The organism is Microcoleus asticus IPMA8 (assembly GCF_013179805.1).
Taxonomy (GTDB): domain Bacteria; phylum Cyanobacteriota; class Cyanobacteriia; order Cyanobacteriales; family Microcoleaceae; genus Microcoleus; species Microcoleus asticus.
This window is the reverse complement of record NZ_SRRZ01000045.1, coordinates 1-13,372: the sequence shown is the minus strand read 5'-3', so window position 1 is coordinate 13,372 and position 13,372 is coordinate 1. Positions and strand designations below refer to the sequence as shown.

11 protein-coding genes are annotated in these 13,372 nt (G+C 47.4%); 3 read left to right on the top strand and 8 right to left on the bottom strand.

The genetic code is table 11. The features are described from left to right. Positions 1 to 152 precede the first annotated feature (152 nt). The 7 genes from E5S67_RS13805 to glyA form a co-directional block, all read right to left on the bottom strand. Positions 153 to 2,708, bottom strand: coding sequence for an HD family phosphohydrolase (locus E5S67_RS13805; RefSeq protein WP_172188075.1), 2,556 nt, complete (start codon positions 2,706 to 2,708; stop codon positions 153 to 155). 444 nt (positions 2,709 to 3,152) lie between these two features. Continuing rightward, a complete protein-coding gene (locus E5S67_RS13800) occupies positions 3,153 to 4,301 on the bottom strand; it encodes an ADP-ribosylglycohydrolase family protein (protein WP_172188073.1) in 1,149 nt (382 codons plus the stop codon). Positions 4,302 to 4,484: 183 nt separating this feature from the next. Next, the gene (gene aroQ / locus E5S67_RS13795; RefSeq protein WP_172188071.1) at positions 4,485 to 4,925 is read right to left on the bottom strand and encodes a type II 3-dehydroquinate dehydratase; all 441 of its coding nucleotides are present in this window, start codon (positions 4,923 to 4,925) and stop codon (positions 4,485 to 4,487) included. Between the two features lie 119 nt (positions 4,926 to 5,044). Next, positions 5,045 to 5,182: a hypothetical protein gene (locus tag E5S67_RS13790; RefSeq protein WP_006631912.1), complete on the bottom strand. Its 138-nt coding sequence runs from the start codon at positions 5,180 to 5,182 to the stop codon at positions 5,045 to 5,047. 299 nt (positions 5,183 to 5,481) lie between these two features. After that, positions 5,482 to 6,738: a competence/damage-inducible protein A gene (locus E5S67_RS13785; RefSeq protein WP_172188069.1), complete on the bottom strand. Its 1,257-nt coding sequence runs from the start codon at positions 6,736 to 6,738 to the stop codon at positions 5,482 to 5,484. A 137-nt stretch (positions 6,739 to 6,875) separates the two neighbouring features. Next, positions 6,876 to 7,931 (bottom strand): glycosyltransferase family 4 protein, encoded by a 1,056-nt coding sequence (locus tag E5S67_RS13780; protein WP_172188067.1) that lies wholly within the window; start codon positions 7,929 to 7,931, stop codon positions 6,876 to 6,878. Positions 7,932 to 8,385: 454 nt separating this feature from the next. Beyond that, positions 8,386 to 9,669, bottom strand: a complete 1,284-nt coding sequence (glyA, locus tag E5S67_RS13775; protein WP_172188065.1) for a serine hydroxymethyltransferase — start codon at positions 9,667 to 9,669, stop codon at positions 8,386 to 8,388. Between the two features lie 168 nt (positions 9,670 to 9,837). On the opposite strand from glyA, the gene E5S67_RS13770 reads away from it, so the two are divergent. Together E5S67_RS13770 and E5S67_RS13765 are read left to right on the top strand one after the other, a co-directional pair. Further along, positions 9,838 to 10,035 (top strand): hypothetical protein, encoded by a 198-nt coding sequence (locus E5S67_RS13770; protein WP_172188063.1) that lies wholly within the window; start codon positions 9,838 to 9,840, stop codon positions 10,033 to 10,035. A 142-nt stretch (positions 10,036 to 10,177) separates the two neighbouring features. Next, positions 10,178 to 10,651, top strand: coding sequence for a Tic20 family protein (locus E5S67_RS13765; protein ID WP_172188061.1), 474 nt, complete (start codon positions 10,178 to 10,180; stop codon positions 10,649 to 10,651). A 77-nt stretch (positions 10,652 to 10,728) separates the two neighbouring features. Here the strand turns inward: E5S67_RS13765 and E5S67_RS13760 are convergent, their stop codons facing one another. Beyond that, the gene (locus E5S67_RS13760; protein WP_172188059.1) at positions 10,729 to 11,508 is read right to left on the bottom strand and encodes a fumarylacetoacetate hydrolase family protein; all 780 of its coding nucleotides are present in this window, start codon (positions 11,506 to 11,508) and stop codon (positions 10,729 to 10,731) included. Positions 11,509 to 12,273: 765 nt separating this feature from the next. Here E5S67_RS13760 and E5S67_RS33370 point away from each other — a divergent pair. Next, complete coding sequence (locus E5S67_RS33370; protein ID WP_339382865.1) at positions 12,274 to 12,951, top strand: transposase; 678 nt, start codon at positions 12,274 to 12,276, stop codon at positions 12,949 to 12,951. Positions 12,952 to 13,372: the final 421 nt, after the last annotated feature.

Below are 13,372 nucleotides of genomic sequence, written 5' to 3'. Positions count from 1 at the left end.
ATATCGACTATTCAGAATTCCCAGGAATCAAACAAACTGTGGTTATTGTCAGCGACAATACTCAAGTGCATGGCGCTTTGCGGGATACATCGCAATAAAATCTAATCCACAACTGAAATTCGAGCCTATTTTTCATAACTCAAAATTTCCTCCTACCTGGGAGTGAAAACTGCACTAGGATAAGCAATCCGCTTGTGATTAAACTGTTCCCAAACCCGCACAAAAATCTCCGCGATTAGAGACATATCCTCCCGAGTCAAACCCGAATCGAGCAACTGATTATCCTGCCAGCGAGCCCTCAAAATCCGATTAACCATATTCAAAGCCTCTTCATGAGTAGCATCCTTGAGCGATCGCAAAGCAGCCTCGCAAGAATCCGCCAGCATCAGAATCCCCGTTTCCCGCGACTGCGGAATCGGCCCATCGTAGCGAAAATCCTCCTCCCTCACTTCCCGACTTTCGATTGTTAACTTTGCATTATCCGCATCTGCCAAAGCCGTCTTTAAATCTTCTGATTCTTTTGCAGCAATTTGCTGCGCTTGGTGGTAGAAATAAGCAATTAACATTGTACCTTGGTGTTCGGGAATAAACGCCTGAATCGCCTTCGGCAATCGATGCTTCCGCGCCATCACCAAGCCCTCGGTAACGTGCTTTTTAATAATCTCCGCGCTCGCCCAAGGGTCATTAATTTGATCGTGTTTGTTGGCTCCGCCCATTTGATTTTCACAAAACCCGAGCGGGTCGTGCATTTTTCCAATATCGTGGTATAATGTGCCAGTTCTAACCAGCTCAACATTGCACCCGAGCTCCCGAGCCGCAGCCTCCGCCAAACTCGCCACAAACAGCGTGTGCTGAAAAGTCCCCGGAGCCTCGGCAGCCAACTTCTTCAACAGCGGGCGGTTGGGATTGGCAAGTTCCGCAAGCCGGATCGGCGTAATCAAGTCAAAAACGTGTTCCAAATAAGGGCTGATGCCGATCGCCACAACGCTCCAAGCCAAACCGGCCAAACTTTGCGCGCCCACAGTACCGAGCACGACGTACCAAATCGCACCGGCAGCCGCGCTGGCAATCAAAGTCCCCACCAGATAAACCGTGCCCTGAGTCAAACCGACAGCCACCCCCAAAAGAGCCAATTCCTCGCGCGATCGCAGCCGCCCCGCCATAAAAGCGCCCAGCAATCCCCCCGCCCCGCTAGCCACCAAATGAATCAACTCCACATTTAAGCCCACAGGCAGCAGCGCCGACAGCAGCCCCACCACAGTCACTCCCACCGCCGAACCGTAGAAGCCGCCGGCTAAAATCCCGATCGCGGGCAAACTCGTCCAAGGCAGCCCCAAACTCACCAGCACCGGGGCGCTCAAAGTCAGCAGCAGCAATAGCAAATGATCTCTCCGGCGCAAGCGGTAGTGCCTTTCCACCAGCAGTACGATCGCAATTGCCCCTCCGACCAAACAAACAAAACCCGCCAGCCCCAGCCAATTCACCCCCCGCCGGCTCAAACCAAAATAGTCCAGCAACACGAAATCTTGCTGCGCGATTTCTGTTCCTTCTGCAACAATTATCTCGCCCTGCTCTACTGCGATCATCACCGGTTTGACCTTTTGCGCCGCTAATTCAGCTAGCTGTTTGGTTTCCTCGGGATCTCTCACCAGATTTGGCTGCAAAATCGCTGTTAAACCCTCAATCGCCAAAGCTTGGGACTCTAACGGCACTTCATCTGCCACTTGCAGCTTCACAGCTTCTTTCAAAATTTCTTTTGGCAACCCCTGCAAGATACCTTGAGCCAACATCCTTTTTGCCGCGCGACTCATACCCGTTTGGGTTTTCTGCCAAGCTGCTTCGGACAAATCAAACAGCGAAGTATCGTAAATCTGTGGGAGTCCTAAAACCGACTGCTTTCCAAGCGCCTCCACAGCATTGAGATAGCGTCGGCGAGCAGAGGAAATACTCTCTGTCAGGCTTTGAAAGTCTGCCGCCCGCACCGATCGGCTGTAAGCTTGCAGTTGAGCGACAGCATCTTGCTGAGACTTGTTCTGCGTCTGCCCAGCAATTGCGGGGGAATCCAAACTCAACCGCTCGGAAGTTGCACTGTTGTCCCCCGCTTGCGCCAAAATAGATCGCCACTCCCACTCGGGACAGCCCCGCAAGTAAACCTGAGCCGCATTTGAGAGCGCCGAGGGACTCGCAAACGGAAACGGGCCTACCGCCCCCCGCAGCTCGCTTCCCTGCTGCAAAAATTGTTGCAATTCTTGATAAATTTGTCGATCGACCGCAGGATCGAGCATTAATATCGCTACAGCCCCGATCCGCGCGGCTTTCCGCTGTTCTTCAGTAGTTTTGTAATCGGGGATGCTAGCACTAGCAGGAGCCTTAATCGTCTCAGGAGCTTTCGTCCCCACATCCAGTTTCGGCTGGTTGTAGAAGCGGTGGCCCAGAGTGCTGCTTAGGGAAACTACCGCTACGAGCGCCAACATTGGGGAACGAGCTTGATTTTTGAGGCTTGATTTTGAGGTTTTACTGGTAAATAAACTCGTAAAAGTCTCGGGCAGAACCAATTTCTGACGCGACAAGCGGCTCAGGAGAGGCCCGCTAGCGCGTGAGGTATCTGCTTTGCTGCCGCCATTTTGCACTTTAGCAATATGTTGGCGCAGTGAGCGCGCAGCCCCTAGCTGCTCAATCTGCCGCATCAATGAGGAGAGCGTATTCATTTGTGTCGAAGATATATCACTGTTATCCAGCAGCTTTGTCAGAAATTCTGACGGTGCATCTTGATTGAGTTTATCCGAACTACCGTGGCTGAATATTCAACCGCCCAGGCTACTTTGCCTGACTATCGGCTGCAGTTGGGTTTTCTGACTGTTTTCCTAACTTTGGCCAACAACACAAGCAGCTTCTTTGCTTCCCTTGTCCATCTTGAACAAAACTCGCGCGCGAGGGCTAAAAACCCTGTTTCTCCGTTGATTATTCGTTTCCCAACCCCATCTTGTCGTAGAAACCCGGTGTTTTGGGGCAAGCGCGTCCGATTTAATTTTTTACTTTTTAATCTTTAATTGTCGCTCTCCTTCGGCTTGCGTTTTTGACTTGTTAATTGCTAATTGCTAATTGCTAATTGCTAATTAATGCTTCCCCCTCCCTGTTAAAAGCTCAAAAATTTATACTTTACGAGGTCTAATCACATAAGGTGCAGCCACCGCTCGGGCTAGCGTTGCGGAATCCATGCCGGCATCGGGCCTGTAAACTCCTGCCCAAACAGCAAACAGGTTATTTGCTAACTCTACAATTTTTGCATCGCTGCCCGTTCCCCAGAGCGAGGGTTCTTCGCCACAGACCAACGCCTGCGGTTCAACCGTAGCCGAAGATACCTGTCGCCATTCTACTGGAATCGCAGCAGCACCGTTGTAAGCTCCAGACAAAGCTCCCGTCAAAGCGCAGGTAAGTTGTGTGGCTATGCCACAGCGGGCAGCCCGCACCACTGACAAGCGCAAGTCTTCTGGGGTGTTCAAGAAGCAGTAGAAAGCTAAGGCAATGGGAATAAAATTTTCTGGGTTGACAATTGACTCCGTTTGTAATTTTTTCTCGCTTTTGCCCTGTGTTTCTCTCAAAGCTGTGGCGCTTTTGCAAAGATGAGTTGCGGCTGTTTCTAAATCGGCTCCCTGTTTTAGTAGTATTTGCACTTGCAGCAGCAGCTCTGTTAAGGCATTATCTGTTTTCACGTAGGCAATTGTTTGCTCGATTGCTGTCGCGGGGTCAAGTCTATCTTTGAGAGTTCTGGCGATCGCATATCCTACTGCTAAAATTGCTGTCTCCCATTCTGGCTTGTTGGCGTTGGGCCAAACCTCTATCGCCAGCATGATTTTTTCTCGCAGCTTGGCTTTATTTTCGTGAAAAAACATCGCGGATGGCAGCGCAGCAACGGCCGCTTCAGAAGGGTTAAGCAGGCTTTGAAACTCACTGCTTCGCTGATGATGGATTTCGGAATTGGCAAATGCTTCCCAAGTATCGCGCCAATCTTTTAAATCTAAACCCCTACCCCGAATTAAACTTTGAGCGCACGCCACCGCAAGTCTCCCGCATTCTGATGATTGTTTGCCAGTTGGGATTTTGCTGTTGGGAGAATTCAACCCCCATGTTAGCCCACTCAGTGTCAATTGTTGGTGTTTCGTCAGTTGTAAAATCGGCGCCAAGTCTCCTGTTTGGGGGGGAATACCCACGAGTTGCCTTTGGTATTGCAAACCGATAGAGTCTCCTAAAACTGCGCCCAGGATGGTTCCTTGAAACTTGCTCAACAGGGAATGCCGCATTTTAATTTAACTCAAGTTCCTAGTAATTGGTAATTGGTAATTGGTAATTTATAATTGGCAATTTATAATTTTTATTGGTTTCCCTTTTTGCCTAACTCTTCTGATTAATTTGAATGACAACCAAACATATAAGGGCTGGTTTTCCATATAAAACCTGCCCTCCTCTGAACAATCAGTTAATTTTTAATTTTCCATCAGGTAACTAACTAGAGCTTGCAGCCCCAGCCGGTAACTTTGTGAGCCAAAACCGCTGATTTGCCCGATCGCCACCGCTGCGATAAACGAGTGATGCCGAAAAGCTTCCCGCCGGTAAATATTGCTCAGATGAACTTCTACCGCAGGGATATTCACCGCGGCGATCGCGTCTCTAATTGCCACACTCGTATGAGTATAAGCTCCAGCATTAATCAATAAGCCTTGGTGCTGCCCTAACATCGAGTGAATTGCATCCACCAATACCCCTTCATGATTCGACTGCTGAATTGAGACTTTCACCTGGAGGGCTTGCGCTTCTCGTTCTAGCAACTTGTTGATATCATTTAAAGTCGCAGAACCATAAACTCCAGGTTCTCGCTGACCCAATAGATTCAGATTAGGGCCGTGAAGTACCAGGATATTTAACAATTTTTAAATTTCCAGCGCAACAAAAATTATGAGAGTTTTGACTTTGGATTTACAACCAGTCTGTAACCTCAAAGCTCAAACCTCAAACTTCAAACTTCAAACTTCAAACCCACTCCCGACTACCGGCGATTCCTCGGTTGGTTGACAGGAATACGAATCGGTTCGAGTTCCGGTTCAGGTTCGGGACTCAGCAGTCCTTCTATCAGCTTGCGAACCCATTCTTTAATTTGTTCCAGCACCTTTTCAATGTCTTCCATTGAACGGATAGCTCCTTTTTTTATAGTCTAGATTGCTAAACCGATGGCTAAATATCTGAAAATAAGCAAGCACGACTTTTAAACCCAAGGTCAAACTTGCTTTCTCGCTTGCTGGTTATTTTGAGCAATGGAGAGAGTCAGTATATTGGCCAATCAGTCCTATCTTATTATCATAACGAATCTTTACAGATAATCAATAGGCCAGCGGAAGATTGCCGAACTATTTCGGAGTACAGAGTGTTAAATAAAGCTTAAGCTTACGACTGACTGTTGACAATTGACAAAACGCTGGATATTTTTTACGCTTTTGCAAACAATAATTTACGCCGGAACTGATCGAGCGCGGTACAGCTACTCAAATTCCGAATCCAATCGCGCCCTCGGGCATCGCCAAAGCGGTATTCAAAACTTTCTGCGTCGCCGTGGGGGCCCGCTAAACCGACATACACCAATCCAACAGGTTTAGCGTCTGTGCCGCCTCCGGGCCCGGCGATGCCTGTAATGCTCAATCCCCAATTGGTATTGAGGCTGGCGCGCACCCCCGCAGCCATTTGTTTGGCCACTTGGTGGCTGACTGCCCCAAACTCGGCTAAATCTTGCGGATTCACACCTAATAATCCTTCCTTGACCCGATTGTCGTAAGAAATAATCCCGCCTAAAAAGTAGCAAGAACTGCCGGCAACACCAGTCAGCATCGCCCCCAATCCACCTCCGGTGCAGGATTCAGCCACGCTGAGAGTTTGCCCCGCATCTAGCAACAATTGACCGACAGTCGAAGCGAGGGTATCGCTATCAGCACCGTAACAGTCTAAGCCGGCAATTTGCCGCAATTGTTGTTCGATCGGCTCAATTAAATTTTTAGCAGCCACTTCCGACTCCGCGCGGGCTGAAATCCGCAGTTTGACTTCGCCGTGATTGGCGTAGGGAGCCACAGTAGGATTAGTTAAATTCAGAAAACTATCTACTTTTTCCGCCAATGCCGACTCAGCAATGCCCCAAAATTTCAATGTGCGGCTGTAAATAGTTTCGCTGCACCAGCCGCCATTTTTCAGGTAAGGAACGGCCGTTTCTCGCCACATCAAGTGCAATTCCGCCGGTACGCCGGGAAATGTCATTACTATCACGTTAGAAACCGGCTGCCAAATAATGCCCGGTGCAGAACCGCTGCGGTTCGGCAGAATGTCCGCAGTTTCTGGAATTAAAGCTTGTTTGCGGTTGCTGGGACTCATGGTGCGTCCCCGCTGGGCAAATTTGTATTCGATATCTGCGATAATTTCCGGCTTTTCTATTAAGGGAACCCCAAAAAAATCGGCGATCGTTTCGACTGTCAGGTCGTCTGGTGTGGGCCCGAGACCTCCGGTGAAGAGCAAAATCTGCGATCGGCTGACGGCGATTTCTAACACTTGTTTGATACGTTCTGGATTGTCCCCCACCACTGTTTGATAGTAGTGAGGGATTCCCAGACTCGCTAATTCTTTGGCTAAAAACTGGGCATTGCTATTAAGAATATCGCCTAACAGCAATTCAGTGCCAACACAAATAATTTCAGCAACCATGCAATTTTAGATTTTAGATTTTAGATTTTAGATTTGGGATTGGGGAATTGGGGGATTGGGGAATTGGGGATTGGGCATGGAGCATTAGAAATTATTTTTCTTCCTTCTTCCTTCTTCCTTCTTCCTTCCTTCTTCCTTCACCTAGCGTGTCTCCAAACTTTCCAGCTAGCGTATCCCAGCAAACTTGTTGCACCCATAGCGTAAATTACGCCGCTCGGAAGCGAAAAAGCTAGGGCTAAACTTCCTACCCACAGTGTCAGCGAATAAATAAATAAAACCGCAAATCGATGGGATAGTCCGGCTTGTAGAAGTCGGTGGTGGAGGTGGCGCTTGTCAGCAATAAACGGTGACTTGCCGTTGCGAAGTCGATCGAGAATCACCGCCGACATATCTAAAATCGGTACAGCTAAAATTAAATATGGCAGCAACACAGAAGTAACAGCCGTAGTTTTAACCAACCCAATTACTCCCACTCCAGCGAGAGTAAACCCGATAAAATAAGCCCCGCCATCTCCCATAAAGATTTGGGCAGGATTGAAGTTGTAGCGCAGAAATCCCAAGGCCCCGCCAGCTAAAGCCGCTGCAATTAGGGCCGCCGCCGGTTGGTGCATCGACAGACTGACAATCAGCATCACAACTGCTGCAATCCCTGAAACTCCGGCAGCTAAACCGTCCAAACCGTCAATCCAATTGATGGCGTTGGCCATGCCGACGAGCCAAATCACGGTAATTGGCAAGCTCAGCCAGCCAATATCTGTCAGTCCCAAGGAGGGAACTGTGAGAAACTCAATTTTTACCCCTGCCATCCAAGCGATGCTGGATACGCCAATTTGCATGAGCAAGCGTTTTAAGGCCGACAGGGAAAATAAGTCGTCTGCTAAACCGATGAGGAAGAATCCGATGCCGCCGAGGGTGACTCCCCAAATTTCGTATTCGTCTTTGGGATTGAGAACTTGTCCGCTAGCATCGATGAAGCCTCCTGAAAGCCAGACAAATAAGAGGGCACTGAGAGTGCCGAGAAAGATGGAAACTCCTCCCAAGCGCACCATCGGGCGCTGGTGGACTTTTCGCTCGCCTGGCCGATCGACTCGCCCGCTTTTGAGACCAATTTTTTTGACTATTGGCGTACTCCAGAGGACGACGATCGCAGAAATCAGAAAAGCTACTACGTGGTACAGATACTGGTACGGCATCTGAAATCAATTTTAAATAGTGCGGGGCAATTAGTCTGTCAGGCAGAGTCTACTACATTTCAGATGGCTTATAACAAGGAAACATCTTGAAGAGCGACTGGGGGTTTGGGAGTCGGAGATTTGCCGCAATGGCAGTTGCCCTGGGGCGAATTGTCAGGTTTTTCATTCATAACTCTCGAATTAACGATTTGAAATATCGACTCTTTCGCGAGCAAAAAAGTCGATATTTGGCGAGCGGGTCCAGTTGAGCGGTATCTTTCGCAACCTACAAATACCGTTATTCAAACCAGCCCCGCCCGACAAATATCTTTACTAAAAACCGTCTTGGCGATCGATATTTTTGGTAAAAACCTCTTGTCAATATCGCTACCGGCAACTCTCAATCTTTTCCTGCTCTTTTACCCTTTTACCCGTACACTTCCAACTACCAATTCCCCATTGCCGATCAGGAAAATTAAGCTAATGCCGGCACTTTCAAGTACAAGTGCGGATATAACGGGAAGCGATCGCACAACGCCGCTACTCGTCGCAGGCAGTCGGCGGCGACGCTTTCATCATCTGGATTTAGCAGTCGATCGGCGATAATATTGCCAATCTCGGTAAATTCTGCTGTTCCCATTCCCCTGGTGGTCATCGCCGGCGAACCGAGTCTCAAACCGCTGGTGACAAAGGGCGATGCCGGATCGAACGGCACGGTATTTTTATTAGCAGTAATATTCACACTGCTGACTAATTGGTCCGCTCGCTTGCCTGTCATATTTACCGATTGCAAATCAACTAACATTAAGTGATTGTCCGTGCCGCCGGAAACGAGTTTTAAACCCCGCTGCTGCAACTGTGCAGCTAATGCGCGTGCATTTTCAATTACTTGACCGGAATAAGTTTTAAATTCAGGCTTTAATGCTTCGCCGAAAGCTACTGCTTTGCCCGCAATCACGTGTTCTAAGGGGCCACCTTGAGTGCCGGGGAAAACTGCTTTGTCGAACTTTTTGCCTAATTCCGGGTCATTAGTCATAATCAAGCCACCACGGGGGCCGCGCAGGGTTTTGTGAGTGGTGGTGGTGACTGCGTGACAGTGGGGGAGGGGGTTGGGGTGGTGTCCTGTGGCGACTAACCCGGCGATGTGGGCGATGTCGGCGAGCAGGTAGGCTCCGATTTCGTCGGCGATCGCTCTAAACTTCTCAAAGTCGATAATTCGCGAATATGCTGAATAGCCGCAAATTAGCAATTTCGGTCGGTTTTCTTTGGCCAGTGCCAAAATTTCGTCGTAGTCGAGCTGTTCTGTTTCTTGGCTGACGCCGTAGTGAAAAGCTTTGAACCATTTGCCGGATACGTTGACCGGCGAACCGTGGGTCAAGTGTCCGCCGTGGGACAAATCCATGCCCATAATTCCGTCTCCTGGTTCCAGTAGGCTCAAAAACACTGCAAAGTTGGCTTGAGCGCCGGAGTGGGGTTGGACGTTGGCGTGAGCGGCTCCAAATAGCTGTTTGGCGCGGTCGATCGCGATTTGCTCGATGCCGTCAATAAATTCGCAGCCGCCGTAGTAGCGTTTCGCGGGCAGTCCTTCGGCGTATTTATTGGTCAGCACTGAGCCTTGAGCTGCCATTACCGCTGCGGAGGTAAAGTTTTCGCTGGCGATGAGTTCTAGGTGGTCTCGCTGGCGCTGAAGCTCTTGCCCGATTAAATCGGCAATGAGCGGATCGGTTTTGGAAAGGAATTCTAAGTTACTGTCCGTCACAATAATCAACCTCTTGACAAATTTGGGATTGGGAATTGGGGATCTTATACCGTACTACGGATTTCGCACTATTGACATAAATATTACGTTGTGTTCAGGTTAAGCGGTTTGTCCCCAACTCCTGACATACAATGAAATTACTGGTGTGAAACCTGCCGGAGGTATCAAATGTTAGTCATTTTAATGGAAAATCAGATGCTTGCCCCTCAGTGTGTTTGCCAAAGTTGTTTGCTGGCAGATCGCACAGGCCAACCGCGTTGGAGCGGTGGAGAGCTTCGCTGTGGACATCCAGTTGCTAAACCTACGGAAAAGTTGCCCGATCGGTACGAGTGTCAAATGGGCTTCGTCATTGCCAATATTAAATAAGAAAGCGTGCATCGGGTAGTTGAGGCTACTCCCCGCTGAGTCAAAAGCAAGTTCCGGCAGAGTCGGAACACAAACCCTGCTGCTGCGTTATCCTGAGTTTAATGGAATTCATAGTTAATCGATCGACTCAGGAGAGTTCATTATGACTTGGCGCGGATCTACAACTGTTCCAGACCGGATTTTTGCTTCTTTGCCTTATTTGCTCCCGTTGATTGACGGGCTTGCCTTTGGCAGGTTTCTGTTTACACAGTTTCCTGTCCTGCAACTGTTGTTGATACCGCTAGCTCCATTGATGCAAATTTATAGTTTGCCCTTTGCTAGCTTGATTATCTTCTTTGCCCTGTATTTAGGAGTAGTTAGAAACGAAAACATCAGTCACTTCATTCGTTTTAATGCGATGCAGGCGATTCTTTTAGACATTGTTTTGATGCTGTGCGGTTTAGTTTTGCCGATTTTTTCTAAAGGCTTGCAAGTCGCATTTGTTGCCGAAACTCTGTATAACATGGTGTTTTTGGGCGCTTTTGCTGCATTTATCTATGCAGTCGTTCAGTCGCTTTTGGGACGCTATGCAGAGATTCCTCCGCTTTCGGATGCTGTTTATATGCAGGTTCGTTAGTCAATTGGCAGTTGGCAGTTGGCAGTTGACCCTTCGGCTTCGCTCAGGGCAATGTAGTTGTTAGTTGTTGGTGATAATTACCAATTACCAATTACTACGGTATTTTCAAGGCTGCCGATGCCTTCTATTTCAATTCTGACTCGATCGCCTATTTGTAGCGGCCCTACTCCTTGCGGCGTTCCAGTCAGTATCACATCGCCGGGAATTAGAGTCATTATTTGACTGATGTAGGAGACGAGAAAGTCTGGGGAAAATACCATGCGATCGATCTGGGATGACTGTACCGGTCGCTCGCTCTCATTGACAAAAGTCTGCAATTGTGCAGCAGGACTCAGTTCGCGGACAATCCAAGGCCCCAAGGGACAAAATGTATCGAACCCTTTGGCCCTCGCCCACTGGTTGTCCCGCTTTTGCAAATCTCTGGCTGTTACGTCGTTGGCGATAGTATATCCCCAAATTTTGCTGTGTGCTTGTTCGGGAGTGCAGTTAGTACAATGTTCGCCAATTACCAGGGCCAATTCTCCCTCGTAGTCTACCCTTTCCGACTGCTGCGGATAGCGAATCGCTGCACCTGCAGGGATTACAGCACTCGGAGGCTTGAAAAACAGCAGGGGTTCTTCCGGTACTGGGGTTCCCATCTCGGCGGCGTGATCGACATAATTTTTGCCTACGGCTACCATTTTTGAGGGAGAGCACGGGGCGAGAATTTGGTAAGTATCTGGTGAAAGTTCCAAATCGGTTGGTTGTCCTTTTAACCAGGGCGGTGCATCAAATACTTGAACGCTGTGGCTGAGTTGCAGTAAACCGTAATGGATGTGTCCTTGTGTTGTTTTAACTCGAACGTAGCGCTGGGCCATAGTATTTTAGATTTTAGGTTTTAGATTCTAGATTAAAAGGATAGCGGAATAGGACTTGCAGTACGATGTTCTCTCAACAATCGTCAGGGTTTCGACGGGCAAATCATGGTAATGAGCGATCGTTTGCCCTATTTCCTTAAGATGCGGCTTGTACGATATTATGTCATCGTTTCATAACAATTAGGTTTCTACCGGGAATTCAGTGCAAAGACTGAGTTGAGCGATTACCTCGATTGGCCTACGCAATATTTACGCGATCAAAATTCAGGGGGCGACAAGCGCCCCCGAACTATTACAGGCAAAGCTTTTCGCGAGATCGACCCGGCGACAAAAATTTGAGCTTGTTGACACAAAGCTCCCAAGAGGGGGAAAAGTACCCAGTTGTGATAACAAATAAGGGTCTCGTTAATACCAATACTCCGGACAGTTTTTAAAGAGGGATGCGATGCCTTCGGCAAGCAACGCTTACGCAATACAGCAGAGAAGTGAAAACAGTGACTGCAATCTGAACCCAAAATAAACAGAAAAAAAGGCACTCTTTTCGGTTAAGCTATAAAAACACACAAGTTCAACAGATTGCCTTATGAATATTATGGAATCCATCTTACAACAAATGCCAGGGATTAGTCAACCCCAAAAGAAGTTTTTAATCACTTTATTCTCAACTATTTTGCTAGCAAGAAGGCAAGATCAACTTCACGAATCTCAGTCATTATAGTTATTTGAGCGAAAAAACCTACCGTCGTCACTTTCTCAAAAGCTTTAATTTTCCACAATTTAATCAATATTTTTTCGCGTGTTGCCTTAAATCCTAAACACACAGTTATTGCTGTTACTGATTGTTCTTTTTTCAGAAAAAGTGGCAAAAAAACTGACGGTAAAGCTTATTTTTATAATGGTGTAGCTGGCAAATCGGAACAGGGCTTGGAAATTTCTGTGATTTCTATTGTCGAAATTGAGACTCGTTTATCTTATAGCTTAAGCGTACAACAAACTCCGTCACGTCCTCAAATAAAGCCGGTGAAAAAACTGCCACAAAATCCGAAGAAGTGCTGGTCTAAGAAATCTCGCAAAAAACAGGAGCCTCAAAGCTCAACGCCTGACATCACAAGAGTTGATGACTATGCACAACATCTAAAGAATACTCGTTATTTCTTCCCCACTTCTGTACGTTATTTGGTGGCTGATGGCTATTACTACCGCTCTAAATTCTGGGATGCTGTGCGGGAGTTAAATTTAGACTTTATTGGCAAGTTAATAGTTGATGCTAACCTACGCTATCTTTATACAGGTGAACAAAAGAGACTGGGAGCACCTCGCAAATATGATGGTAAATTTGACTCTAATGATTTGAGTCGTCTTAAATTTGTGAAAAATCTCAAACCGGGAGTTTCATTATATACATTGGTGGAAGGCGAGTTGTTGTTTAAATTGTCACATTAGTTTGGCTTGTATTTCTGAGGTTCAAGCCAATGGCAAAATCAAAAATGCTTTATTGTTTAGCACTAATATTCACCTACCACCTGAGTAAATTGTTGAATATTATCAGGCTCGCTTCCAGATTGAATTTATTTTTCGTGATGCCAAGCAATTTACGGGATTCTCTGATTGTCAAGCTCGTCATTTACCGCGGCTTGATTTTCATTTTAATGCCAGTCTTATTGCCTTAAATTTAGCCAAACATCAACTCTCTAGTTGTCATTCATTTGCCAAGTCTTTTGTGTTTTCAATGGTCTCTTATAAACGGTTGGAATTCAATAAGCATCTACTTTCTACCTTTATTGATAAGTTAGATTTAGACCGGGATTTGATTTTAAATCACCCTAACCTTCCTTCAGTCTTGTCTTATGGTACTTTAGCTGCT